The organism is Aeromicrobium phoceense (assembly GCF_013868155.1).
In the GTDB taxonomy this organism is placed as follows: Bacteria; Actinomycetota; Actinomycetes; order Propionibacteriales; family Nocardioidaceae; genus Aeromicrobium; species Aeromicrobium phoceense.
Map to the genome: position 1 here is coordinate 74,270 of NZ_JACEOG010000002.1, position 23,775 is coordinate 98,044.

A 23,775-nucleotide genomic window follows, 5' to 3' on the forward strand; every position below is an offset into this window, starting at 1 on the left:
CTACAGTCGGCCGGCGGGGGCCAGACCCAGCTGCATGCCGGCCAGGCCGCGCGAGCGGCCACTGAGCTGGTCGGCGACCTGCTGCAGGACCTTGGCGCTCTCGGCGTCAGGCTCCGAGGCCACGATCGGGGCGCCGGAGTCGCCGGTCTCGCGCATGCGCTCCTCGAGCGGGACCTGGCCCAGCACCGAGATCTCGTAGCCGAGGCGCGCGCTCAGGGTGGAGGACACCTGGGCGGCGCCACCGGACCCGAAGACCTCCATCTTCTCGCCCGACGGCAGCAGCAGCCACGACATGTTCTCGACGACGCCCACGACACGCTGGTGCATCATCGAGGCCATCGTGCCGGCGCGCTCGGCCACCTGCGCCGCGGCCTGCTGCGGCGTGGTGACGACGATGAACTCCGCGCCGGGCAGGTGCTGGCCCATGCTGATGGCCATGTCGCCCGTGCCCGGGGGCAGGTCGAGGAAGAGGGCGTCGAGGTCGCCCCAGTAGACGTCGGCCAGCATCTGCACGAGCGCACGGTCGAGCATCGGGCCGCGCCATGCGACGACCTGGTCCCGGCGCGGCTTCAGCATGCCGATGCTGATGACCTTGATCTCGATGTCGCCGATCCGCGCGGGGACAGGCATGATCATGTCCTCGACCTGGGTGGGGCGCTGGTCGCCCACGCCGAGCATGTCGGGGATTGAGTGGCCGTAGATGTCGGCGTCGAGGACGCCCACCTTCAGGCCACGCTTGGCCATCGCGACGGCGAGGTTGACGGTGACGGACGACTTGCCGACGCCGCCCTTGCCGGAGGCGACCGCGTAGACCTTGGTCAGCGAGCCGGGCTGCGCGAAGGGGATCTCGCGCTCGGCGCGGCCGCCACGGAGCTGCTCCTGCATGGCCTTGCGCTGCTCGTCGGTCATGACGCCCATGTCGACGCGCACGGTGTGCGCGGGGGCGACCTTGACCACGGCGGCGGTGACGTCGCGGGTCAGGGTGTCCTTGAGCGGGCAGCCGGCCACGGTCAGCAGCAGTCGCACGACGATCTCGGTCTCGCCGATCGTGACGGTGTCGACCATCCCCAGCTCGGTGATCGGGCGCTTGATCTCGGGGTCGTTGACGGTCGAGAGTGCCTCGGTGATCAGTTCCTGGGTGACGTCAGCCATGCCCTGAAGTCTACGGGTCCCTATCGAATGTCCCGGGGCCGCGTCAAGGTCTGGACGGCACACCGCGACGCGGCGGCTCAGTCCTGGTCGGTGGAGGCGTCCTCGCGGTCCAGCTCGGCGAGGAACCCCCGCAGCTCGCTGCGCAGGAAGTCGCGGGTCGCGACCTCGCCCAGGCCGATGCGCAGGCTCGCGACCTCGCGGGCCAGGAACTCCATGTCGGCGTGCGAGCGGCTGGCCGCCTCGCGGTCCTGCTCGGCGGCGATCCGGTCGCGCGCCTCCTGGCGGTTCTGGGCCAGCAGGATCAGCGGCGCGGCGTAGGAGGCCTGCAGCGACAGGATCAGCGTGAGGAAGATGAAGGGGTACTCGTCCCACCGCGGACGGTCGGGACCGTACGGCACGTTCCAGACGATCCACACGAAGATGAACAGTGTCATCCACGCGATGAAGGTGGCCGTGCCGAGGAAGCGCGCGGCGGACTCGGCGAACCGGCCGAACCGCTCGGGATCGGGGTCCTTGCGTGCGCCGAGGTTGCGTCCCAGTCCGCGGCGCAGGTCGCGCGGCTGGTCGAGGCGTTCGCGGTCAGCCATGCTCGCGCCATCCCTTCGGCAGCAGGTGGTCGAGCACGTCGTCGATCGTCACGACGCCCAGCAGGTGCTGGTTCTCGTCGACGACCGGGACGGCCACGAGGTTGTACGCCGCCAGCAGGCCGGCGACCTCGGCCAGCGAGGCCTCGGGGCGCGGCCAGTCGATGTCGTTGACGATGATCTGGCTGACGAGCGTGGAGGGCGGCTCGCGCAGGAGCGCCTGGAAGTGGGCGGCGCCCAGGAAGCGGCCCGTGGGCGTTTCCAGCGGCGGTCGGCACACGTAGACCATCGAGGCCAGCGCGACGCTCAGCTCGGGCTCGCGCACGAGGGCGAGGGCGTCGGCGATGGTGGCGCTCGGGTCGAGCACGACCGGCTCGGTCGTCATCATGCCGCCGGCGGTGCGCTCCTCGTAGGACAGCAGGCGCCGCACGTCCTCGGCGTCGTCGGGCTCCATGAGCCCCAGCAGCTCCTCGGCCGTCTGCGCGGGCAGCTCGCCGAGCAGGTCGGCCGCGTCGTCGGGGTCCATCTCGCCCAGGACGTCGGCACCGCGGCTCGGGTCGAGGATCCCGAGGACCTCCACCTGCAGGGCCTCGGGCATCTCCTCGAGGACGTCGGCCAGCTGCTCGTCGCCGAACTCGCGGACGATCTCCATGCGGCGCTTGGGCGGCAGGTCGCGCAGGGCGTTGGCGATGTCGGCCGGGCGCATCTCGTCCATCATCGCCAGCAGCGTGGTGGCACCCTGGGCGGCGGTCTCGCTGGCCAGCCCGTGGACCTCGTCCCACTCCAGGACGTGGCTCGTGCCGCGGCGGCCGAACCGCTTGTGGTGCTCGGCCACGGCGACCGTCGAGACGTACCAGTCGCGGCGGGGGTCCTGCTCGATCGCGATGTCGTAGAGCGTGGCGGCCGTGCCGTCGGCGAGCGTGACCTGGCGGTCGAAGAGCTCGTGGGCGGCCAGCGTCTCGGTGGAGCGCTGCTGGAACCGGCGCAGGTTCAGCACGCCCGTGGTGATGACCTGACCCGAGTCCATCGAGGTCACCCGGGTGATCGGCAGGAACACGCGACGCCGGCCGAGGACCTCCACCACCAGGCCGAGGACTCGAGGGCGCTGGGTGGCGCTGCGGACCGCCACCACGATGTCGCGCAGCTTGCCCACCTGGTCGCCGACGGGATCGAAGACGGACTGCCCGACGAGACGGGACACGAAGATCCGGGTCGGCTGGCTGCTCACGGTCCGAGGCTACCGGCCGGCGGGCGCCGAGGCGGGTGTGGCGGGTGGGAGACTGGCGCGGTGAATCTCGTGCTGGCGATCGTCGCCGTGGTCGGGGTGTCGATGTCGGGCCCGCTGATGGCGGCCACGGCCGCGCCCGCGCTCGCGATCGCCTTCTGGCGCAACGCCATGGCCACCGGCCTGCTGGCGCCGATCGCGCTGACCCGGCACCGCAGGGCGATCACCGGTCAGGACCGCCACGGCTGGCTGCTCGCGTTCGTCGCCGGAGCGGCGCTGGCAGCGCACTTCGCGTGCTGGGTGGCCTCCCTCAAGCTGACCTCGGTGGCCGCGGCCACGGCGCTGGTCTCGATGCAGGTGCTCTTCGTCATCGGGATCGACGCCCTCCGGGGCCGCCGGGCCGCCTCCGGCGTGGTGGTCGGCGCGCTGCTGGCCGTCCTGGGCGTGGCAGCGATCTCCGGAGTCGACCTGTCGCTGTCGGCCGAGGCGCTCTGGGGCGACGGGCTGGCCCTCGCCGGAGGCCTGTTCGCCGCGATCTACGTCATCGTCGGGGCCCGCGTGCGCGAGACGCTGTCGACCACGGCCTACACCTTCACCTGCTACGGCATCTGCTCGGCGATCCTGCTCGTCGCGTGCCTCGTCGCGGGCGTCCCGCTCGGTGGCTGGTCGGCACAGGCCTGGCTGATGATCGTCGCCGTCATGGTCTGCGCCCAGCTGCTCGGGCACTCCGTCATCAACCACCTGCTGGCCGTGATGTCGCCCGTCGTCGTCTCGCTGATGCTGTTGCTGGAGGTGCCCGGAGCGGCGCTGCTGGCCGCGGCGTTCCTGGGGGAGTCGCTGCCGTGGCTGACCTACGGCGGGATCGTGCTGATCCTCGCCGGGCTCGCCGTGGTCACCGCGTCGAGCGGCCGGGCACGCCGCGCCGAGACGCTCGTCGCGGACTGAATCGTCCCGTCCCCGCCCGGTGCCCGGCGGCACGCCACTGTAGGCTCACCCCGATTCCCACCGAGATTCGAGGAGCACCGTCATGGGGCGTCTTGTCAGTACTGAGGGCCTGACCGAAGAGCAGGTCGAGATCCTCAAGGTCGTCCGTCAGTTCGTCGAGAAGGAGATCATTCCGGTCGCGACGGACCTGGAGCACAAGGACGAGTACCCGACCGAGATCGTGGAGGGCCTGAAGGAGCTGGGCATCTTCGGTCTGATGATCCCCGAGGAGTACGGCGGACTCGGCGAGTCGCTGCTGACCTACGCGCTCGTGGTCGAGGAGATCGCCCGCGGCTGGATGAGCGTCTCCGGTGTGATCAACACGCACTTCATCGTGGCCTACATGCTGATCCAGCACGGCACCGAGGAGCAGAAGCAGAAGTACCTGCCGAAGATGGCCACCGGCGAGGTCCGTGGCGCCTTCTCGATGTCGGAGCCGTCGCTGGGCTCGGACGTGTCGGCGATCAGCACGAAGGCGACGAAGCTGGACGACGGCTCGTACGAGATCTCCGGCCAGAAGATGTGGCTGACCAACGGCGGCAGCTCGACGCTGGTGGCGGTCCTGGTCAAGACCGACGAGGGCGCCGACAGCGTCTACAAGAACATGACCACCTTCCTGGTCGAGAAGGAGCCGGGCTTCGGCGAGACGGCCCAGGGCGTCACCGTCCCGGGCAAGATCGAGAAGATGGGCTACAAGGGCATCGACACGACCGAGATGATCCTGGAGAAGCACAAGATCGGTGCCGACCAGATCCTCGGCGGCACGCCCGGCCAGGGCTTCTACCAGATGATGGACGGCGTCGAGGTCGGCCGCGTCAACGTCGGCGCCCGCGCCGTGGGCATCGCGAACCGCGCGTTCGAGCTCGGCATCGCCTACGCGCAGCAGCGCGAGACGTTCGGCAAGCCGATCGCCCAGCACCAGGCGATCCTGTTCCGCCTGGCCGAGATGGCCACCAAGGTCGAGGCCGCCCACACCATGGTCGTGCGCGCCGCGCGGCTGAAGGACTCGGGCAAGCGGATGGACGTCGAGGCCGGCATGGCCAAGATGCTCGCCAGCGAGTACTGCAACGAGGTCGTCGAGGCCTCGTTCCGGATCCACGGCGGCTACGGCTACTCCAAGGAGTACGAGATCGAGCGTCTCTACCGCGAGTCCGCCTTCATGCTCATCGGCGAAGGCACGTCCGACATCCAGAAGATGATCATCGGCCGCAACCTGCTCAAGGACTACAAGCTCTGACCCAGGTCACCGCTGCGACGACGGCCCCGCATCCACTCCGTGGACGCGGGGCCGTCGTCCGTCCGCGCGGCTACGCTGGCCGCATGGCCCAGATCTTCTCGTTGGAGTACCCGCAGTCCCTCGGCGTCTTCGATGACTACGACGCCGCCCAGAAGGCCGTCGACCACCTGTCCGATCACGACTTCCCGGTGGAGAACGTGCTGATCGTCGGCACCGACCTCAAGCAGCTCGAGCGGGTCACCGGCCGGCTCACGTGGGGGCGCGTGATCCTCAGCGGCGTGCTCGGCGGTGCCTGGTTCGGCCTGCTGATCGGCCTGCTCCTGGGCATCTTCGCCGCCGAGGGCGACTGGCTCGCCGCGGTGCTCACCGGCATCCTGCTCGGCGTGGTGTGGGGCGCGATCATCGCCGCGGTGGGCTACGCCGGCTCGCGCGGCCGACGCGACTTCTCCAGCGTCAAGACGATCCTCCCGAGCAAGTACGAGCTGCTCGTCGAGCACAAGCACCTCGCGCGTGGCCAGGAGCTGCTGGCGGGGCTGCCGGGCTCCACCACCGTCTGAGCTCGCGCGCCTGCGTCGGATGTGACGCAATTTTGTTGGAGTGGCAGAAGAGAACGTAGAATCGGAGACTGTGCGGCCGCCCGCGTCGCCCCGCTTCTGGAGGTTCCCCGTGCGTTCCCGCCTTGCTGCCGCGTCCCTCGCGCTCGCCGTCGCAACCGGTCTGCTCACCGTCCCGCTGACCGCCGCTCCCGCCTCGGCCGCCCCGGCGCGGTGCGCGGCGTACGGCGACGTGGTCCGCGAGACCTCTCCGGGTGGGGTGCTGGCCGGCCGGACGCCGCTGCTCATCGGCTCCTACAACGTCGCCGGCTACAACGCGTCCCGCGGCACGATGAAGCCGTGGGAGTCCCGCGCGGACCGCGTCGTCGCCAAGATCATGCACTGCGCCCCTGACGTGATCGGGCTGCAGGAGGCCTCGGAGGCGTGGATGCAGCGTCGCCCCGCGGGTGCGCGCAACCACGCGCAGTACGAGCACGTGGTCGACCTGATGAACGCGCGCACGTCGGGAGCGCCGTACCGGGTCACGAACACCCACCGGAAGCAGTGCCCCACCACGGGCCCGAACCCCGCGGTGTGGAACGGCACCTGGAAGGGCCAGCGTGCGCCGTGGCGCGCGTGCACGACGTCGCCCAGCAGGAGCTCCTCGGACAACCGCACGATCTACGACTCCCGCGTGCTGGCCGTGGTGCGCCAGGGCGTGCGCCGGCTGTCGAGCGCGACCTCGACCCCGCGCACCCTCGACTGGACCGTCTTCCGCGTCCTCGCGACGGGCCGTGAGTTCGTCTTCGCCAACACCCACCTCGACGCCCGCTACCGCGGCAAGGCGACCACGACCTCGACGTCGAACACGTTCCGCCGCAAGCAGGCCGGCCAGGTGCTCTCGACCATGAAGCAGGTGCGCGCGCTGCGGGGCGGTGTCCTGCCCGCCGTGCTGGTCGGCGACCTCAACAGCGGGGGCCGCACGCGCAGCACCACGGCGGCCGACGACTTCACGCGGGCCGGCCTGGTCGACCTGCTGGGCACCGACCGCCGCAAGTACAGGTCGAAGTCGGCGCGCTGGCGCGGCTCGTGCAAGTCGGTGGGCGTCACCTCCTCGCTCGTGAACACGCGCAACTGGCGCGTCCCGCTGCACGTCAAGCGGCGGATCAACGTCGCCTACAACTCCTCCAACGCCGTCTCGGGCAAGGGACCGGGCAGCGCGAAGAACACGTGCATGTACAACGACAAGAAGCTGAAGCGGCCCCGCGGTGCCACCCCCGCCGCGTACTACCGGTACCAGGGCACGCGGATCGACTACGTCCTCGCGGCGGGCCTCCGCGGCCGCGGCTGGGAGACCGTGGTGGACGCGAACCTGCGCAAGGCGCGCTACCGCGTGACCCCGCCCTCGGACCACAACATGGTCGCGGCGACGCTGGCGTTCTGACGATCCGCCATGATGGTCCCGCACCATCGGCGACAGTGAGGACGACATGAGCAAGACGAACCCGGGCAACTTCTTCGAGGACTTCACGCTCGGACAGGTGATCGAGCACGCGACGCCCCGCACGATCACCGAGGGCGACCGGGCGGTCTACGGCTCGATCTACCCCACGCGCTTCGCGGTGCCCTCGTCCGCGGTGTTCGCCGCCTCGGTCGGCCTCACGGGATCGAACGGCGAGGGGCACCCGGTCGAGGACCTCATCGGCTTCCACGTCGCGTTCGGCAAGACCGTCCCTGACGTCTCGCTCAACGCGGTGGCCAACCTCGGGTACGCCGAGTGCCGCTTCCACGCGCCGATCGTCCCGGGCGACACGATCTCGACGTCGTCCGAGGTCATCGGGCTGAAGCAGAACTCGAACGGCAAGACGGGGGTGGTCTACGTCCGCTCCACCGCCGTGAACCAGCGCGACGAGGTCGTCCTGGACTGGGCGCGCTGGGTCATGGTGCACAAGCGGAACACCGAGGCGCCCGCGCCGGAGACGGTGGTTCCGGAGCTCGCTCCGTTCGTCGCCGCCGAGGATCTCGTGATCCCCGCCGGCCTGGACTTCACCGACTACGACTTCGTCGCCGCCGGCGAGCCGCACCGCTTCGACGACTACGAGGTCGGCGAGAAGATCGACCACGTCGACGGCGTCACGCTCACCGAGTCCGAGCACCAGCAGGCCACCCGCCTGTGGCAGAACACCGCGAAGGTGCACTTCAACGTCGAGGCCCGCCCCGACGGCAACCGCCTCGTGTACGGCGGCCACGTCATCTCGCTGGCCCGCGCGCTGGCGTTCAACGGCCTGGCCAACGCCCAGCTGATCGCCGCGATCAACGCCGGGGCACACACGTCGCCCGCGTTCGCCGGCGACACGATCTACGCGTGGAGCGAGGTGCTCGACAAGGCCGAGACGTCCGCGCCGGGCGTCGGGGCGCTGCGGCTGCGGCTCGTGGCCACCAAGGGCCGCGACGAGTCGATGACGCTCAAGGGCGACGACGGGAAGTACGCGCCCGGCGTGCTGCTCGACCTCGACCACTGGGTCCTCGTGCCACGCTGAGTTCATGAACGCCTACGAGTCCGACACCGAGCTCTGGCTCGTCCGCCACGGCGAGACCGAGTGGAGCCGGGCCTGGAAGCACACCTCGGTGACCGACCTGGAGCTGACCGACCTCGGCCGCGACCAGGCCAAGGCGCTGCGTCCCCTGCTCTCCGGTGTGGCGTTCGACCGCATCTGGAGCAGTCCGCGGCGCCGTGCCCTCGCCACCGCCGAGCTGGCCGGCTGCGAGCTCGGCGAGGTCGAGGTGGTCGAGGACGTCGTCGAGTGGGACTACGGGCAGTACGAGGGCGTCACCACCGAGGAGATCCGCCAGAGCGTGCCGGACTGGACGGTGTGGTCCCACCCGTCGCCCGGCGGCGAGACGGCCGAGCAGGTCGGCGCCCGCCTCGACCGCGTGGTGGACCGCGCGCGATCGCTCGGCGGACGCACCCTGGTCTTCGCGCACGGGCACTCGCTGCGGGTCCTCGCGGCGCGCTGGCTGGGCCTGGACGTGGCCGACGGCCGCGTGTTCGCGCTGGACACCGCGACGTACTCGGTACTCGGCGACGACCGCGGGCAGCCCGTGGTCCTGCAGTGGAACGTCCCGGACAGCACGCGCGCGCACAGGCTCTAGTCTTCGTAACGTGCGCATCGACCTCCACACCCACTCGACGCGATCCGACGGCACCGATACGCCGGGCGACCTCGTGCGCAAGGCGAAGGCCGAGGGACTCGACGCGATCGCCCTCACCGACCACGACGCGACCGAGGGGTGGGCCGAGGCCCAGGAGGCGGCCGACGAGGTGGGCCTGCGGCTGATCCGCGGCATCGAGATCTCGACGCAGTACGAGGGCCTCAGCGTGCACCTGCTGGGCTACGAGTTCGACCCCGGGTACGCCCCGCTCGTCGAGGAGTTGGAGCGCGTCCTGGGTGGGCGGAACCAGCGCCTGCCGCGGATCCTGGAGAAGCTCGCCGCGCTGGGCATGCCGCTCACCGAGGCCGAGGTGTTCGCCGTCGCCGGCGACGCCGCGGCTTGGGGTCGCCCGCACGTCGCCGACGCGATGATCGCGAAGGGCTACATCAAGGACCGCGACGAGGCCTTCCGCGACTGGCTCGTGCCCGGCAAGCCCGGCTACGTCGGGCGCTACTCCGCGGGCCTGTTCGACGCGGTGCGGCTGGTCCGCGAGGCGGGCGGCCGTCCGGTGGTGGCACACGCCTGGGCCCGCGACAGCCGCGGCAAGATGACCGCCGAGCTGCTGGCCGAGCTCACGGAGGCAGGTCTGGCCGGTCTCGAGGTCGACCACCCCGACCACGACGAGCGGGCGCGTGCCGAGCTCCGGGCGATCGCCGACGACCTCGGTCTCGCGCGTACCGGGTCGAGCGACCACCACGGAGCGGGCAAGGGGCCGGCGTTCCACCTCGGCGCCAACCTCACCGATCCCGAGCAGCTCGAGCGTCTCCTGGGCTGAGCGTCGGTTTCCGCCATGGCTTGCCACGGTGGAAAGTCACGAGTTAGACTTTCCATGTTGGCAAGCCGCAGCGGAAAGACGCGGTGGCACGTCGAGACGTGGAGGAACCATGACCGAACGGGACGAGGCGCGCGAAGCGCTCGAGCAGATCGCCGCCACGCGTCGGGAGACGGCGCACCGGGCCGCGAGCCCGAAGGGCTACTACGCCGTCGCCGGCGTGGGGATGGGCCTGGTGATCCTCGGGCTCGGTCTCGACGGGCCGGTGCGCTGGGTCCTCTACGTCGTCGGCCTCGCCACCGCCCTCGGCGCGATGAGCTGGTACACGAAGCACACGGGCATCGTCACGTTCGCCACGCTGCGCGAGCCCGGCGCCTGGCGGGCATGGCTGATGATCGGGGTGTCGCTGGTCGCTCTCGCGGTCGCCTGGACCGGGCCGGTGGTGGCCGCGGTGGGCGCCGTGGTCACGGCACTGACCTGGGCCGTGCTGGGCCCGGCGTGGGACGTGGCATGGGTGCGCAGCATCGAGGAGCAGCCGTGAGTGTCGGCCTCTTCGATCCGCTGATCCACGCGCCGCACCGTCTGCAGATCTGCGCCATCCTCGACACGGTCGACAAGACGGAGTTCGCCCTCCTGCGCGAACGGCTCGACGTGAGCGAGTCGGTCCTCAGCAAGCAGGTCAAGGCGCTGGAGGACGCCGGGTGCGTCAAGGTCACCAAGGCGACCCGCGCCGGCCGCGTGCGCTCGTGGGCCGCGTTCACGAAGGCCGGCCGCGCCGCCTACCGCGACCACGTCGCCGCCCTCCGCGCCATCGTCGGCTGACCGCGCCGCCGTCACCCGCCCGAACGGCGAGTGGCGCAAAATCGCCCGCCACTCGCCGAGTGGCGGGCTTTTCTGCGCCACTCGCGATCCGGGGCGCTCAGGTCTGCTAATCTCGTTCTTGAGCGGTTGCTCAAAAATGGGAGGCGGTAGCCATGAGGCCGATGGTCGTGTTCGGGGTGGGAGTCCTCGCCTCCGCTGTCGCGGGGGCCGTCTGTTCGCTCGGCTTCCTGCTCGTGGGTGCGTTCGGTGCAGGAACGACCTCGGAGCGCCTCGGGCTTCCCTCGCTGCTCCTGATCTGGGTCGGGATGGCGCTCTGGTACGGACTCGGGGCCGGGATCGCCCTGGGGATCGTGCCGGCGGGCATCGCCGCGGGTGCGTGGCCGCAGCTCGTGCAATCGGTGGGTGAGGACCGCGCCGTCCGTCGCCTGACCGTCCTGGTCACGGCGATCGTGCTCATCGAGCTGGTCGTCGCGGCGATCAGCCTCTGGGGAGTCAACCTGATCGCCGCTGTCCCGTGGGTGCTCGCAGCGACCGCGGTGTGCGCGGTGATCGCGTGGCTCCACCTGCGGGCCGCGCAGCGCTTCGCCCAGCAGCACTCGCAACGCCTCGCCGAGGGAGGACGCTCATGACGCGGCTCCAGTTCGCTGAGCGGGCGGCCGTCGCCGCACCGCTCTCCGGAGCGCTGTGCTCCCTCGGCTTCATGCTGATCTACTTCGCGGTCGAGGTGTGGAACCGAGGACCAGGCGCTGGTCCCTGGGGGTTCTTGGGATCGATCTTCTACTGGATGTTCCCCGGTGCGCCGATCGGCATGGCGGCCGGCATCGCCCTGGGAGCGGTGCCTGGCATCGTCAGCATCGTGGCGTGGCCCGCGCTCGAACGCCAGCTTGGCGCCCGCCGCGCCATCGAGGTGAGCGTCCTCGTCGTCGGGCTGATCGGCTTCCTCGAGACCCTGTCCGTGGCGTGGGCCTTCAGAGCCGCGTCGCTCGAAGCGGTCGGGTGGGCGCTCGGCGTCGCCGTCGTGAGCGCGCTGACCCTGCGCTGGCTGCTGCGTCATGGCCTGCGAGCCGCCGAGCGCCGCGCCGCACGGGCCGTCGCGCCATACTGAACCCCGTGCCGCCGAAGTCCGCCGAGGAGTCCAAGCGCCGCCTGGTCGAGGCCGCGATCGAGGTGATGACCTCCGACGGCATCGCCGCCGTCTCCGCCCGCGCGGTGTCGCAGCGGGCCGGCGTCGCCCAGGGCCTGGTCTTCTACCACTACGGATCCGTCACCGACCTCGTCGCGCAGGCCTGCGTCACCGCGACGCGTGACCGGGTCGAGCTGCATCGCGCGCGGTTCGACGCGGCCTCCAGCTTCGGCGACCTCGTCCAGCTCGCCCGCGACGTGCAGGAGGCCGAGCGCGGCGCCGGGCACGTGTCGGTGCTGGGGCAGTCGCTCGTCCTGGCGCAGTCCGATCCCGGGATCGGCGCGGCCGCCCGCGACGCGCTCGCCCTGTGGCGCGCGCCGCTGCGCAGCGTCGCGGACCGGCTGCTCACGCCGGGCTCCCCGTTCGCGGGCGTGGTCGACGCCGAGGCGTTCACCGATCTGCTGATGGCGGCGTTCATCGGCTTCGAGCTCACCGACCCGGTGCGTACCGAGGCCGACTCCGATCGCTCGTTCGACGCGGTCACGGCGATGGCTGCCGCCCTCGACGGCCTCGGACCCGTGGCGCGCCGTGCCGTCGCCGCCACGCTGCGCCGCCGCCGCTGACTCACGCCGAGTGGCGCCAACCGGGGTCGCGAGTGGCGCAGAAACGCCCGCCACTCGCGGTCAGGGGGCGCGGAAGGCCGCTGGGCGCGGGCTCAGTGCGAGAGCAGGAAGTCGCGCCAGTCGTCGACGAACTCGTCGGGCGCCTCGACCGCGGGGGAGTGGGCCGCGGAGGGCAGGATCACGATCTGGGTGCCGAGCCGCTCGGCCATCTCGGCCTGGGCGTCGTGGGGCCACGCGTCGTCGGCCTCCCCGCGGGCGACCCAGACCGGCACGCCGGTGGCCGCGACCTCGTCGACCCGGTCGGGGGCGTCGAGCAGGTGCTGCGTCATCGCCTTGAGCGAGGCCGGCGCATTGGCCGAGAAGCGCTTCCCGAGGAAGGCGGTGATCTGGGCGGGCCGCTTGATGCCCTGCTCGCGCAGCTGGTGGATGTCCAGCAGCGGCACCTTGCCGATGGCCGCCGCGATGCGCTTCAGCGGCCGCGTCGGGGAGTCGCCGAGGGCGCCCGGCCCCGAGCAGAGCAGGGTCAGGGTGCGTACCCGCTGGGGGTGGGCGATGGTCAGGTTCTGCGCCACGAGGCCACCGAACGAGTGCCCGAGCAGGTGGAAGCGCTCGTCCTCCAGCAGTTCGTCGGCCACCGCGAGCGCATCGGCCGCGAGGGCCTCCAGCGAGTAGTCGTCCAGCGGATCGCCGGGGGACTCGTACTGTCCGCGCTGGTCGAACGTCACGACGTCGAACCCGAGTCCGGCGAGCAGCGGCAGGACGGGGGTGAAGTCCTCCTTGCTGCCCGTCCAGCCGGGCACGAGCAGGATCGAGCCCCGGCGCTCGCCGGCGGCGCGCGCCCGGTGGACGGCGTGCTCGCTGCGGCTCGTCTCGGCGCGGAGGACCTCGACGCCCTCGGGGATCTCGAGGGTCTTGGGGACGCTCACCGGATCATCGACCCCGCTGGGCGATCTTCGCGACGACGGTGGCGGGGGCGTACCGCGCCACCGCCATGAGCACCTTGTAGCGCAGCGAGGGGACGGAGATCGCCTTGCCGCGCTCGAGGTCGCGCAGCGAGTCCTTCACCACGGCGTCGGCCTTGAGCCACATCCACCTCGGCACGTTGCTGATCTCCGCGCCCATCCGCTGGTGGAACTCGGTGCGCGTGAAGCCGGGGCACAGGGCCTGCACGGTGATGCCGACGTCGGCGTAGTGCCAGTTGGCCCACTGCGAGATGTTCACCAGCCACGCCTTGTGGGCGGAGTACGCGCCCCGCGGGGTGAACGCTGCGACGCTGGCGACGTTGATGATCCCGCCGCGGCCGCGGCCCGACATGGACTTGATGGCGGCGTCCATCAGGTGCATCGGCGCTCGCACCAGCAGGTCGAGCTGGCGGTCCTCGTCGGCGATGGCGGTGGAGCCGAACCAGCCGGCGAGGGAGGCACCCGCGTTGTTGACCAGCAGGTCGATCGGGCGCCCCGACTCCGACAGGCGGTCCGCGACCCGGTCCATCCCCTGAAGGGTGGCCAGGTCGGCGGTGATGACCTCGACCTCGACCTGGTGCGCGTCGGTCAGCTCGGCGGCGACCTGCTCCAGCCGGACGGTGTCGCGGGCGACGAGGACGAGGTGGGTTCCACGCCGCGCCAGCTGCCGCGCGAACGCGTTTCCGATGCCGGCGGTGGCGCCGGTGATCAGGGCCGTTCGGGTCATGGATCCAGCATGCCAGTGAACCGATGTCCCGCCTGCGGGAGGCCCACCCCCGTCGATGGCACAATGTCGGCGTGACCACCACCTTGGCCCTCGCCAACCAGAAGGGCGGCGTCGCCAAGACCACCAGCGTCGCGTCGCTCGGCGCGGCCCTGCTGGAGGAGCGTCAGCGCGTGCTGCTGGTCGACCTCGACCCGCAGGGCAGCCTGACGTTCTCCCTCGGCATCGATCCCGAGGAGCTCGAGGTCACCGTCGCCGAGGTCCTGCTCGGCAAGGTCCCGGCCCGCGACGCGCTCGTCACCACCGAGGAGGGCCTCGACCTGCTGCCGGCCAACGTCGCGCTCGCCGAGGCCGAGGAGAACCTCGTCACGCGCACCGGCCGCGAGCAGCGGCTGCGGGTGGCGCTGGCGAAGATCGCCGACGACTACGACTGGATCATCCTCGACTGCCCGCCGGCCCTGGGCGTGCTGACGATCGGCGCGCTCTCCGCCGCCGACCAGGTGCTGATCCCGCTCCAGGCCGAGACGCTCTCGCACCGCGGCGTCGGCCAGCTGCTCGACACCATCCACGACGTCCGCCAGTTCATCAATCCCGACCTCGTCATCCGCGGCGTGCTCGCGACGATGTACGACGGGCGCACGGCGCACGCGCGCAACGTGCTGGCGGCCATCACCGAGACGTACGACCTCGAGGTGCTCGAGCCGCCGATCCCCAAGACCATCCGCTTCGCCGAGGCGCCCGCGATCGGCCGCTCGATCCTCAGCACCGCGCGCACCCACAAGGGCGCCGACGCCTACCGGGCCGTGGCGCGGCTGCTGGTCAAGGGCCGATGAGTCCAGCCACGCCCGGCGAGGGTGGTTCCGCCACGCGCACCCCACGCGAAGTCGGCCATCGGCGCAAGGTGGCGCCTACCGTGGGAGACATGGCTTCCCCGCCCCGTGTCCACCTCGGTCGCATCGCGATGCTCGTCGGCGCCGTCGCGCTGACCGCGACGGTGTCGGCCGTCTCCCTCGTCCAGGCCGATCCAGCCGCGTCCGCAGGCTCGTCGCGCTCCGGCGCCGCCGTCTCCGAGACGGTGACACCGGTCGTGACGGCCGCCACCGCGCGTGCCGACGCGGCCACCGCGAAGCAGGCGACCGCGAAGCAGGCCGCGCCCCGGGCAGCGGCCACCGCGAAGGGCCAGAGCGCCGCGAAGGAGCAGCCGGCGTCGAAGGACCAGCCGGTCGCGAAGCAGGCGGCCGCGGGACCCCCGCCGCCCCAGGGCTCGGGGGAGGGCCGGCGCATCGTCTTCGACCAGTCCGACCAGCGCGTGTGGCTCATCGAGGCCGACGAGAAGGTCGACCGCACCTACCTGGTGTCCGGCAGCCGCTTCGACAACCTCCAGCCGGGCTCGTACTCGGTCACCTCCCGGCAGCGCCACGCCACGAGCTTCGACTACACCGGCTCGATGGAGTACTTCGTGCGCTTCGCCACGGGCTGGAGCGCGCCGATCGGCTTCCACTCCATCCCGGTCTACAACAACGGCAAGCCCGAGCAGACCGAGGAGCAGTTGGGCGAGCCGCTGTCCGCCGGCTGCGTGCGCCAGAAGAAGTCCGACGCGAAGTACCTCTGGGACTGGGCGCCCGACGGCACCCCGGTCATCGTCACGGCCTGAGACGACGAATCCCCCGCCCACCGGCAAGCAGCCGGTCGGCGGGGGATCTCGTCAGGACGTGGTGCGTCAGGAGGCGGAGGCGGGCGCCGGACCCGACGCCTGACCACCCGAGGGACGGCGACGACGACGGCGACGACGCGCCTGGCCCTCGCCCGCAGGCTGCTCCTCGCCGGACGCCGCGGGGGCGGTCTCGGCGGGACGGGCCTCGCCCTCGACGGGCTTGCCGCCACGGGTGCGCTGACGGCTGCGGTCGCCGCCGTCGCGCGACTGGCCGTCGCGACGCTGGCCATCGCGACGCTGACCGTCACGGCGGCCGTCGCGGCCACCCTCGGAGCGGGGCTCCTTGGGCGCCGGGGGCTTCAGCCGGCCCTTGACGTTGCGATCGATGCCGAGGTCCTGGAACAGGTGGTCCGACGTGGAGTACGTCTCCAGCGGCTCGTCGTAGGGCAGGTCGAGCGCCTTGTTGATGAGCTTCCAGCGCTGCAGGTCGGCCCAGTCCACGAACGTCACCGCGATGCCCGAGGCGCCGGCGCGACCCGTGCGACCGATGCGGTGGACGTAGGTCTTGTCGTCCTCCGGGCACGTGTAGTTGATGACGTGGCTGATGTTGGCCACGTCGATGCCGCGGGCGGCGACGTCGGTGGCCACCAGGATGCTGACCTTGCCCTCGCGGAAGCCGTCGAGCGCCTTCTCACGTGCCTTCTGGGCCATGTCGCCGTGCAGCGGCGAGGCCGGGAAGCCGCGGTCGGCCAGGTCGTCGGCGACGCGCTGCGCCTGTCGCTTCGTGCGGGTGAACACCACGACGCGCTCGACGTCGTCGGCCTGCAGGATGCGGGCGACGACCTCGGGCTTGTCCATGTCGTGGGCCTGCCAGACGAACTGGCTCGTGGCGGGCACCATCTGCCCGGACTCGGCCGACTCGGCACGGATGTTCATCGGGTGGTGCATGTGCTTGCGCGCCAGCGTGACGATCGACGACGGCATCGTCGCGCTGAACAGCATCGTCTGGCGCGTCTCGGGGGTGCGGGCCAGGATCGACTCGACGTCGGGCAGGAAGCCCAGGTCGAGCATCTCGTCGGCCTCGTCGAGGACGAGCGACTTCACGTGGCTGATGTCCAGGGCCCGACGGTTCACCAGGTCCAGGATGCGGCCGGGGGTGCCGACGACGATGTCGACGCCGGTCTCGAGGGCCTCGAGCTGCGGCTCGTACGGCACGCCGCCGTAGATCGTCAGCATGCGGGTGCCGCGGTTCTTCGACGCCGTCTTGACGTCGTTCGCGACCTGGATCGCCAGCTCACGCGTGGGAGCGACGATGAGCGCCTGCGGCTTGCCGGGCGCGGCCAGCTGGTCGTAGTCGGGGTCGTGCGGGGCCACGGTGCGCTGGATGACGGGGATGGAGAACGCCAGCGTCTTGCCGGTGCCCGTGCGGGCCTGGCCGATGAGGTCGGTTCCCATGAGGGCGACCGAGAGGGTCATCTCCTGGATGGGGAAGGCCTCGATGATGCCCTTGTCGGCGAGGGCGTCGGCGATCTCGGGCATGACGCCCAGTTCGGTGAAGGTAGTCAGGGGTCTGCTCTGTTTTCTGTGTGCGATCTACTGTCAGCGGATCTCGAATGGCTTGGATCCTGAGGGGACAGGATCGGCGAATACCCCTTCAGTCTAACGTTCCGCGCCGCGATGCGGGCCGGCGCCGCGCTACAGTCCCGATCATGACCTCCGATCAGGTGCCCGGCGGACCCTTCGACGATCCCGACTACCGGGCCGGCGTGGTCGAGCTGCTGGCGCTGCTCAGCTATGGCGAGCTCAGTGCGGTGGAGCAGCTGAACCAGGACTCCCAGGACGCGCCCGACCTGCGCACGAAGGTCGCGATCCAGACGATGGCCGCCTCGGAGTGGAGTCACTTCGTGCAGCTGCGCGACCGGCTCGTCGAGCTCGGTGAGGACCCGTACGCGGCGATGGAGTCGTTCCGGACGACGTTCGCCCGCTTCCACGGCAAGACCGAGCCGTCCGACTGGCTCGAGGGGCTGCTGAAGGCGTTCGTCGGCGACGGGCTCGCGGCCGACTTCTACCGTGAGATCGCGGCGTTCCTCGACGCCGACACGCGCCAGCTGGTGCTGGAGACGATGAGTCAGACCGGCAACAGCGAGTTCGTGGTCGATCAGGTGCGCGAGGCGATCGCCGCCGACCCGCGGGTGGCGGGCCGGCTCGCCCTGTGGGGACGTCGTCTGATGGGCGAGGCGCTGAGCCAGGCGCAGATGGTGGTGGCCGAGCGCGACGTGCTGACCGCGGTGGTGGTCGGCGCCGCCGACCGGCCCGGAGGCTTCGACCTGGCCTCGATCGGCCGCATGTTCACCCGGATCACCGAGGCCCACGCCCAGCGCATGGCCCGCCTGGGGCTCGACGCCTGAGCGGGGCCCGCTCCGTCAGGAGCTGGTGAGACCGAAGCCGACCTTGCGACCGGTGTCGGCGTTGAAGTACAGGTAGGCGACCTTGTCGGCCGGGACCGCCACGGTGTGACCCTTGCTGTCGGTGAGCGTGAACAGCGAGTCGTCCTTGAGCGCGCCGTTCAGCGTGGCCAGCACGGTGTCGGGCTCGACATCGGTGTCGACGGACAGTTCACGGGCGGCGTTCTGGACGCCGATCTTGACCTCCACGGTCACTCATCTCCTTGATTGGTGGGCTTGGGGAACCCGCCGATCCCGCGCCAGGCGAGAGTCGAGGCGAGCGTGACGGCGTCGTCGCGCGAGAGGCCCGACGCGCCGGAGAGCCAGGCGCGAGCGCCGACGTGACCCATCCCGACGAGGCCGGCCGCGAGCAGCTCGGCGGCTCCGCGCGACAGGCCGGTGTCCTCGACGATCACCTCGGCGATCGCGGCGGCGGACTCGGACGTGACCCGGTCGACCAGCTCGCGCACCTCGGGGTCGCTGGTCAGGTCGGACTCGAAGACGAGGCGGAAGGCCTTCTCGCGGTCGGCGACGCTGTCGTACCAGAGCTGCATGCTGGCCTGGACGCGCTCGCGGTTGTCCTGCGTGGACGCGAGCGACTCGCGCACGCCCTCGATCACGGTGTCGACCGCCGTGGAGACCAGAGCGGTGTAGAGGTCGAGCTTGCCGGGGAAGTGCTGGTAGAGCACCGGCTTGGACACGCCCGCGCGCTCGGCGATCTCGTCCATCGAGGCCGAGTGGTAGCCCTGCTCCACGAAGACGTCGAGGGCGACGTCCAGCAGCTGGGCACGCCGTGCGGTGCGGGGCAGCCGCCCTGCGCGGGGGCGAGCCTCTGGGGTCTGGGTCACGTCCCCAACCCTAGCGGTCGGTTACCCGCCGGTCGTTTCCGACGCGGTGTCCACGGACCGGACCTCGCGCCACATGCTGGGACGGGCGAGGAACAATGGACGTCGGCGCCGGGTTGAGCCCGGTGAGCCCAGCAACCGAAGGAGAAGCCCGTGGTCGCGCCCCTGGTCGAACCCGCCGACGAACTGACCATCGACGAAGTGCGTCGGTACAGCCGCCACCTGATCATCCCCGACGTGGGCATGACGGGACAGAAGCGGCTGAAGAACGCGAAGGTGCTGGTCATCGGCGCCGGTGGACTCGGCAGCCCCGCCCTGCTCTACCTCGCGGCGGCCGGCGTCGGCACCCTCGGCATCATCGACGACGACGTCGTCGACGAGTCGAACCTGCAGCGCCAGGTGATCCACGGCCAGTCCGACATCGACAAGCCCAAGGTGCAGAGCGCCGCGGAGTCGGTGGCCGAGACGAACCCGTACGTCAACGTCATCACGCACAACGTGCGCCTGGACAACGACAACGTGCTGGACATCTTCAGCCAGTACGACCTGATCCTCGACGGCACCGACAACTTCGCCACGCGCTACCTGGTGAACGACGCGGCCGTCATCCTGAACAAGCCGTACGTGTGGGGCTCGATCTACCGCTTCGAGGGCCAGGTCTCGGTCTTCTGGGCGCAGGAGGGACCGCAGTACCGCGACCTCTACCCCGAGCCGCCGCCGCCGGGCATGGTCCCGTCGTGCGCCGAGGGCGGCGTGCTGGGCGTCCTGTGCGCCTCGATCGGGTCGATCATGGTCACCGAGGCGATCAAGCTGCTCACCGGCATCGGTGACCCGCTCATCGGCCGCCTCATGGTCTACGACGCGCTCGAGATGCGGTACACGACGCTGAAGGTCCGCCGTGACCCCAATGGCGTGCTGCCCACCGAGCTGATGGGCGACTACGAGGCGTTCTGCGGTGCGATCAGCGACGAGGCCGCCGACGCGGCCGCCGACTCCACGATCTCGGTCGCGACGCTCGACGGCTGGCTCAAGGAGCGCAATGACGGGGGCCGCGACTTCGTCCTGGTCGACGTGCGCGAGCCCAACGAGTACGAGATCAACCAGATCCCCGGGTCGGTGCTGATCCCCAAGGGCGAGATCCTCGCCGGCAAGGCGTTCGACCGGCTGCCGCAGGACAAGCAGGTCGTCCTGCACTGCAAGTCGGGCGTCCGCTCGGCCGAGGCGCTCGCGGTGCTCAAGGGCGCCGGCTACTCCGACGCCGTGCACGTCGGCGGCGGCGTCGTGGCGTGGGTCAACCAGATCGACCCGAGCCAGCCCAACTACTGAGGCTCGTCCAGCCCCGGTCCTGCTGACAGGATCGGGGCCATGGACGAGGACTTCACCGAGGCCGTGCTCGAGGTCGTCGAGCAGATCCCGCCGGGATGCGTCGCGACGTACGGCCTCATCGCGGAGCGGCTGGGCCGCGGCGGCGCGCGCCAGGTCGGGCGGGTCATGTCGCTCGAGGGTCACGGCGTGCCGTGGTGGCGCGTCGTCCGCGCCGACGGCTCCCTGCCGGCGCACCTGGTCGTCGACGCCCAGCAGCACTGGCGCGACGAAGGCACCCCGGTCCGCAGCGGCCGCGTGGTCGTGAAGGACGCGCTGGCTCCCGACTTCTGAGGACTGTCGGGGCCGTCTGGTTGCATGGTCCTGTGCCCGAACTCGTCCTCCGGCGGCCCGATGCCGTGCGTGCCGCAGCGCCCTCGCTCGACGAGGCCCAGCGCTCGGTCGTGGACCACCGTGGCGGGCCGCTGCTCGTCCTGGCCGGACCCGGAACGGGCAAGACCACCACGCTCGTCGAGGTCGTCGTCGACCGCATCGAGTCCGGCGAGCTCACCCCCGACCAGATCCTCGTCCTGACCTTCAGCCGCAAGGCCGCGGGCGAGCTGCGCGACCGGATCGGGCGGCGCCTGTCGGGCACCGCCGCCACCGTGCCGGCGATGACCTTCCACGCGTTCTGCTACGCCCTCGTGCGCGAGTTCAGCGATCCCGAGGCGTTCGCCGCCCCGCCCGAGCTGATGACCGCCCCGGCCCGCGACGCCGTGGTCGCCGACCTGCTCGGCGGGCACGACCCCGCCACCTGGCCCGAGTCCCTGCGCGAGGCGCTCGGCACCCGCGGCCTGGCGGCCGAGCTCCAGTCGTTCATGGCCGCGGCGGTCACGCGCGGCCTCGGCCCCGACGACCTGCGCGCGCTGGCGATCACCCGCGAGCGGCCCGAGTGGGCCCGCGTCGCCGACGCGATCGAGGAGTACCACCAGGTCATCGACTTCCAGAACCGCACGGACTACACCGACCTCGTCACGCGCGCCGCGGCGATCGCCGGCGACCGCGACCACCGCCGGGCGCTGCGCGACCGCTACCGACTCGTCGTGGTCGACGAGTACCAGGACACCGACCCGCTGCAGGTCCGGCTGCTGCACGACCTGGCCGGCGACGGTCGCGACCTCGTCGTGGTGGGCGACCACGACCAGGCGATCTACGGCTTCCGCGGCGCCGATCCGGCGGCGATCACGCGCTTCCCCCAGCAGTTCGCGTCGGCCGGCCGGCCGGCGCCCACCGTTGCCCTCACCACCACCCGTCGCTTCGGGCCGCGGATCCTGACCGCCGCGCGCGTGGCGCTGGGGAACCCGCCGGTTCCGCCGGGACTCGACGCCCGCGCCGCCGACCAGCACCGCAATCTGAAGTCGGCCGCCTCTGAGGAGGGACGGGTGGAGGTCGCCACGTACGCGTCCGCCACCGCCGAGGCCGAGCACATCGCCGGCCTCCTGCGCCGGGCCCATCTCGACGACGGCCTCTCCTGGTCCGACATGGCGGTCCTGGTGCGCACCGGCGCCGACCTCACCCGGCTCCAGCGCGTGCTCGGCCCCGCCGGTGTGCCGGTGGAGGTGGCGGGCGACGAGGTGCCGCCCGTGGCCCAGCCCGCGGTCCGGACGCTGCTGCTGGCCCTCGAGGCCGCCGACCGGATCGCGCGCGAGGAGGCGCTCGACACCGAGACGGCCGAGGCCCTGCTCACCGGTCCGCTCGCCGGGCTCGACGGGCCGGCGATGCGCCGGCTCGGCCGTGCCCTCCGTCAGCGCGATCCGGAGACCCCGTCGGGCGACCTCGTGGCCGCGGCGCTCCTGGATCCCGCGGCGCTGGGCCTCACCACCACCGATCGCTCCACCGCCGACGCCGTCGGCGCGGCCCGCGACCTCGCCGCACTCCTCGGTCGGGCGGCGACCGTGCTGCGACGCGGCGAGCCGCCCGAGCAGGCGCTCTGGCTGCTGTGGGACGGCACCGGCTGGCCGGCCCGTCTGCGCGAGCAGTGGGCCGGCGTCGAGGGCCGCGTGCACGCCGACCGCGACCTCGACGCGGTGTGCGCGCTCTTCCGCCACGCGGCCAGGGCGGAGGAGGGCGGCCGCCGCCGCGACGCCGTGAACTTCGTGGCCGAGCTGCGCGCCCAGCAGATCCCCGCCGACCAGCTCGAGACCAGCGCCACGCGCCCCGATGCCGTCCGGCTGATGACGGCCCACCGGTCGAAGGGGCTGGAGTGGCCGCTCGTGGTGGTCGCCGGCGTGCAGGCCCAACGGTGGCCCGACCTGCGCACGCGCGGCAGCCTGCTGCGCTCGGAGCACCTCGACGGCCCGGCCGAGCCCGGTGCGCGCGGCGAGCAGCTGCGCGAGGAGCGCCGATTGTTCTACGTCGCCTGCACCCGTGCCACCAGCCGCCTGGTGGTCACCGCGGTCCAGACGCCCACCGACGACGGGGATCAGCCGTCGCGCTTCGTCGCCGAGCTGCTCGGCGCCGGGTTCGGCACCGACGCCGACCTCCCGCTGGGCCGGCCGGCGCGTCCCGTGTCGCTGCGTGGCGTGGTCGCCGAGCTGCGACGCGTCGGCGAGCAGGCCGAGGACCCGGCGGTGCGCGACGAGGCCGCCGCGATGCTGGCCGAGATCGTCCGTGCCGACCTGCCGCCCACCCGGGCGGCCGACCCCGACCGCTGGTGGGGGCTGTCCGGTCCCACCCTGTCCGACGCTCCGTGGCGACCACAGGACCACCCGCTGGCCCTGTCCGGGTCGGCGGTCGAGGGGATCACCGCGTGCTCGCTGCGCTGGTTCCTCGGCCGCGAGGCGCACGGCGAGTCCGCCTCCACGTCGGCGCAGGGCTTCGGCTCGATCGTGCACGCCCTCGCAGCCGACGTGGTCCAGCGCGGGGTCGAGCCCGACGAGGTGGCCATGGCCGCCCGGCTCGACGAGGTCTGGCACCGGCTCGACCACCAGGCGGCCTGGCTGGGTGAGCGCGAGCGGCAGGCCGCCCACGAGACGCTCGTCCGGTTCGCGCGGTGGCACCGGGCCAACCCGCGCACGCCGCTGGCGGCCGAGCACGCATTCACCACCACGCTCGTGGTCGGCGGTGAGGAGGTCCTGCTTCGCGGCTCCATGGACCGCGTCGAGATCGACGCCGAGGGGCGGGTCCACGTCGTCGCCTTCAAGACCAGCCGCAACGCGCCCGGCCCGCGCAAGATCGCCGAGCACGCCCAGCTCGGCATCTACCAGGTCGCCGTCGAGCACGGGGCCGTCGCGTCGCTCGGGGTCGACCAGGCCCGCTCCGGTGGTGCCGAGCTCGTCCAGCTCCGCACGCCCGCCGGCGCCAAGGACCCGGACTCCCCGAAGGTCCAGCCGCAGGCCGCACCCGCGCCCGAGGAGGCGTTCTTCGCCCTCGAGCTGCTGGCCGAGTCGGCCCGCGTCGTGCGCGACGAGAGCCTCGTGGCGCGCCCCAACGAGCACTGCGGCTTCTGCGACTTCCAGACCCTGTGCCCCGTGATCACCGGCCCCACGGTCGGGGGTCTCGAATGATCGGAGCACC

The 23,775-nt window shown here is 71.7% G+C and carries 26 protein-coding genes; 18 read left to right on the forward strand and 8 right to left on the reverse strand.

Annotated elements, in window-relative coordinates:
• The 3 genes from H1W00_RS13565 to H1W00_RS13575 all read right to left on the reverse strand — a co-directional run bounded on the left by H1W00_RS13565 (position 1) and on the right by H1W00_RS13575 (position 2,964).
• Positions 1-1,152: an Mrp/NBP35 family ATP-binding protein gene (locus tag H1W00_RS13565; protein ID WP_181756372.1), complete on the reverse strand. Its 1,152-nt coding sequence runs from the start codon at positions 1,150-1,152 to the stop codon at positions 1-3.
• Positions 1,153-1,229: 77 nt separating this feature from the next.
• Positions 1,230-1,739 (reverse strand): DUF1003 domain-containing protein, encoded by a 510-nt coding sequence (locus H1W00_RS13570; protein ID WP_181756373.1) that lies wholly within the window; start codon positions 1,737-1,739, stop codon positions 1,230-1,232.
• Complete coding sequence (locus tag H1W00_RS13575) at positions 1,732-2,964, reverse strand: magnesium transporter MgtE N-terminal domain-containing protein (RefSeq protein ID WP_181756374.1); 1,233 nt, start codon at positions 2,962-2,964, stop codon at positions 1,732-1,734. Before H1W00_RS13575 ends, H1W00_RS13570 begins: the two co-directional genes overlap by 8 nt.
• Before the next feature lie 60 nt (positions 2,965-3,024).
• On the opposite strand from H1W00_RS13575, the gene H1W00_RS13580 reads away from it, so the two are divergent.
• The 12 genes from H1W00_RS13580 to H1W00_RS13635 all read left to right on the forward strand — a co-directional run bounded on the left by H1W00_RS13580 (position 3,025) and on the right by H1W00_RS13635 (position 12,268).
• On the forward strand, positions 3,025-3,906 hold the full coding sequence (locus H1W00_RS13580; RefSeq protein WP_206680082.1) for an EamA family transporter: 882 nt from the start codon (positions 3,025-3,027) through the stop codon (positions 3,904-3,906).
• An 82-nt stretch (positions 3,907-3,988) separates the two neighbouring features.
• Positions 3,989-5,182 (forward strand): acyl-CoA dehydrogenase family protein, encoded by a 1,194-nt coding sequence (locus tag H1W00_RS13585; protein ID WP_181756375.1) that lies wholly within the window; start codon positions 3,989-3,991, stop codon positions 5,180-5,182.
• Between the two features lie 83 nt (positions 5,183-5,265).
• The gene (locus tag H1W00_RS13590; RefSeq protein WP_181756376.1) at positions 5,266-5,739 is read left to right on the forward strand and encodes a YflT domain-containing protein; all 474 of its coding nucleotides are present in this window, start codon (positions 5,266-5,268) and stop codon (positions 5,737-5,739) included.
• Between the two features lie 109 nt (positions 5,740-5,848).
• Positions 5,849-7,159, forward strand: a complete 1,311-nt coding sequence (locus H1W00_RS13595; protein WP_181756377.1) for an endonuclease/exonuclease/phosphatase family protein — start codon at positions 5,849-5,851, stop codon at positions 7,157-7,159.
• A gap of 46 nt (positions 7,160-7,205) precedes the next feature.
• A complete protein-coding gene (locus H1W00_RS13600) occupies positions 7,206-8,255 on the forward strand; it encodes a MaoC family dehydratase (protein WP_181756378.1) in 1,050 nt (349 codons plus the stop codon).
• A 4-nt stretch (positions 8,256-8,259) separates the two neighbouring features.
• Positions 8,260-8,868, forward strand: a complete 609-nt coding sequence (locus tag H1W00_RS13605; RefSeq protein WP_181756379.1) for a histidine phosphatase family protein — start codon at positions 8,260-8,262, stop codon at positions 8,866-8,868.
• Between the two features lie 10 nt (positions 8,869-8,878).
• Positions 8,879-9,703: a PHP domain-containing protein gene (locus tag H1W00_RS13610; protein WP_181756380.1), complete on the forward strand. Its 825-nt coding sequence runs from the start codon at positions 8,879-8,881 to the stop codon at positions 9,701-9,703.
• Positions 9,704-9,812: 109 nt separating this feature from the next.
• Positions 9,813-10,241, forward strand: coding sequence for a hypothetical protein (locus H1W00_RS13615; RefSeq protein WP_181756381.1), 429 nt, complete (start codon positions 9,813-9,815; stop codon positions 10,239-10,241).
• Entirely contained in the window at positions 10,238-10,522 is a 285-nt protein-coding gene (locus H1W00_RS13620) for a transcriptional regulator (RefSeq protein WP_338072911.1), read from the forward strand. The genes H1W00_RS13615 and H1W00_RS13620 overlap by 4 nt, the downstream gene beginning before the upstream one ends.
• A 152-nt stretch (positions 10,523-10,674) precedes the next feature.
• Positions 10,675-11,151, forward strand: coding sequence for a hypothetical protein (locus H1W00_RS13625; protein ID WP_181756383.1), 477 nt, complete (start codon positions 10,675-10,677; stop codon positions 11,149-11,151).
• Entirely contained in the window at positions 11,148-11,627 is a 480-nt protein-coding gene (locus H1W00_RS13630) for a hypothetical protein (RefSeq protein WP_181756384.1), read from the forward strand. Before H1W00_RS13625 ends, H1W00_RS13630 begins: the two co-directional genes overlap by 4 nt.
• A gap of 5 nt (positions 11,628-11,632) precedes the next feature.
• Positions 11,633-12,268 (forward strand): TetR/AcrR family transcriptional regulator, encoded by a 636-nt coding sequence (locus H1W00_RS13635; protein ID WP_181756385.1) that lies wholly within the window; start codon positions 11,633-11,635, stop codon positions 12,266-12,268.
• A 92-nt stretch (positions 12,269-12,360) separates the two neighbouring features.
• Here H1W00_RS13635 and H1W00_RS13640 read toward each other — a convergent pair whose 3' ends face one another.
• On the reverse strand, positions 12,361-13,194 hold the full coding sequence (locus H1W00_RS13640; protein WP_181756386.1) for an alpha/beta fold hydrolase: 834 nt from the start codon (positions 13,192-13,194) through the stop codon (positions 12,361-12,363).
• Between the two features lie 4 nt (positions 13,195-13,198).
• Positions 13,199-13,957, reverse strand: coding sequence for an SDR family NAD(P)-dependent oxidoreductase (locus tag H1W00_RS13645; RefSeq protein WP_181756387.1), 759 nt, complete (start codon positions 13,955-13,957; stop codon positions 13,199-13,201).
• Positions 13,958-14,028: 71 nt separating this feature from the next.
• Here H1W00_RS13645 and H1W00_RS13650 point away from each other — a divergent pair, with 71 nt between their 5' ends.
• Together H1W00_RS13650 and H1W00_RS13655 are read left to right on the forward strand one after the other, a co-directional pair.
• Positions 14,029-14,787, forward strand: a complete 759-nt coding sequence (locus H1W00_RS13650) for a ParA family protein (RefSeq protein ID WP_338072912.1) — start codon at positions 14,029-14,031, stop codon at positions 14,785-14,787.
• An 89-nt stretch (positions 14,788-14,876) separates the two neighbouring features.
• Positions 14,877-15,608 (forward strand): L,D-transpeptidase, encoded by a 732-nt coding sequence (locus H1W00_RS13655; protein ID WP_181756389.1) that lies wholly within the window; start codon positions 14,877-14,879, stop codon positions 15,606-15,608.
• Positions 15,609-15,674: 66 nt separating this feature from the next.
• Here the strand turns inward: H1W00_RS13655 and H1W00_RS13660 are convergent, their stop codons facing one another.
• Entirely contained in the window at positions 15,675-17,147 is a 1,473-nt protein-coding gene (locus H1W00_RS13660; protein WP_181756390.1) for a DEAD/DEAH box helicase, read from the reverse strand.
• A 170-nt stretch (positions 17,148-17,317) separates the two neighbouring features.
• On the opposite strand from H1W00_RS13660, the gene H1W00_RS13665 reads away from it, so the two are divergent.
• The gene (locus H1W00_RS13665; protein ID WP_181756391.1) at positions 17,318-18,016 is read left to right on the forward strand and encodes a ferritin-like fold-containing protein; all 699 of its coding nucleotides are present in this window, start codon (positions 17,318-17,320) and stop codon (positions 18,014-18,016) included.
• Positions 18,017-18,031: 15 nt separating this feature from the next.
• Here the strand turns inward: H1W00_RS13665 and H1W00_RS13670 are convergent, their stop codons facing one another.
• Positions 18,032-18,268: a DUF3107 domain-containing protein gene (locus H1W00_RS13670; protein ID WP_286929875.1), complete on the reverse strand. Its 237-nt coding sequence runs from the start codon at positions 18,266-18,268 to the stop codon at positions 18,032-18,034.
• Entirely contained in the window at positions 18,265-18,900 is a 636-nt protein-coding gene (locus tag H1W00_RS13675; protein WP_181756392.1) for a TetR/AcrR family transcriptional regulator, read from the reverse strand. The genes H1W00_RS13670 and H1W00_RS13675 overlap by 4 nt, the downstream gene beginning before the upstream one ends.
• A 150-nt stretch (positions 18,901-19,050) precedes the next feature.
• Here H1W00_RS13675 and moeZ point away from each other — a divergent pair, with 150 nt between their 5' ends.
• Genes moeZ through H1W00_RS13690 form a run of 3 tightly spaced genes read left to right on the forward strand, consistent with a single transcriptional unit; the run spans position 19,051 to position 23,765 of the window.
• Positions 19,051-20,223: an adenylyltransferase/sulfurtransferase MoeZ gene (gene moeZ, locus H1W00_RS13680; protein ID WP_181756393.1), complete on the forward strand. Its 1,173-nt coding sequence runs from the start codon at positions 19,051-19,053 to the stop codon at positions 20,221-20,223.
• A gap of 39 nt (positions 20,224-20,262) precedes the next feature.
• Complete coding sequence (locus H1W00_RS13685; RefSeq protein ID WP_181756394.1) at positions 20,263-20,553, forward strand: MGMT family protein; 291 nt, start codon at positions 20,263-20,265, stop codon at positions 20,551-20,553.
• A gap of 32 nt (positions 20,554-20,585) precedes the next feature.
• A complete protein-coding gene (locus H1W00_RS13690) occupies positions 20,586-23,765 on the forward strand; it encodes a UvrD-helicase domain-containing protein (RefSeq protein ID WP_181756395.1) in 3,180 nt (1,059 codons plus the stop codon).
• Positions 23,766-23,775: the final 10 nt, after the last annotated feature.

Coding starts and splice junctions, on each gene's coding strand:
- H1W00_RS13630 (WP_181756384.1), top strand. CDS start 11,148: ATGACGCGGCTCCAGTTCGCTGAGCGGGCGGCCGTCGCCGCACCGCTC.
- H1W00_RS13685 (WP_181756394.1), top strand. CDS start 20,263: ATGGACGAGGACTTCACCGAGGCCGTGCTCGAGGTCGTCGAGCAGATC.
- H1W00_RS13570 (WP_181756373.1), bottom strand. CDS start 1,739: ATGGCTGACCGCGAACGCCTCGACCAGCCGCGCGACCTGCGCCGCGGA.
- H1W00_RS13665 (WP_181756391.1), top strand. CDS start 17,318: ATGACCTCCGATCAGGTGCCCGGCGGACCCTTCGACGATCCCGACTAC.
- H1W00_RS13655 (WP_181756389.1), top strand. CDS start 14,877: ATGGCTTCCCCGCCCCGTGTCCACCTCGGTCGCATCGCGATGCTCGTC.
- H1W00_RS13605 (WP_181756379.1), top strand. CDS start 8,260: ATGAACGCCTACGAGTCCGACACCGAGCTCTGGCTCGTCCGCCACGGC.
- H1W00_RS13585 (WP_181756375.1), top strand. CDS start 3,989: ATGGGGCGTCTTGTCAGTACTGAGGGCCTGACCGAAGAGCAGGTCGAG.
- H1W00_RS13645 (WP_181756387.1), bottom strand. CDS start 13,957: ATGACCCGAACGGCCCTGATCACCGGCGCCACCGCCGGCATCGGAAAC.
- H1W00_RS13660 (WP_181756390.1), bottom strand. CDS start 17,147: ATGCCCGAGATCGCCGACGCCCTCGCCGACAAGGGCATCATCGAGGCC.
- H1W00_RS13615 (WP_181756381.1), top strand. CDS start 9,813: ATGACCGAACGGGACGAGGCGCGCGAAGCGCTCGAGCAGATCGCCGCC.
- H1W00_RS13625 (WP_181756383.1), top strand. CDS start 10,675: ATGAGGCCGATGGTCGTGTTCGGGGTGGGAGTCCTCGCCTCCGCTGTC.
- H1W00_RS13600 (WP_181756378.1), top strand. CDS start 7,206: ATGAGCAAGACGAACCCGGGCAACTTCTTCGAGGACTTCACGCTCGGA.
- H1W00_RS13590 (WP_181756376.1), top strand. CDS start 5,266: ATGGCCCAGATCTTCTCGTTGGAGTACCCGCAGTCCCTCGGCGTCTTC.
- H1W00_RS13565 (WP_181756372.1), bottom strand. CDS start 1,152: ATGGCTGACGTCACCCAGGAACTGATCACCGAGGCACTCTCGACCGTC.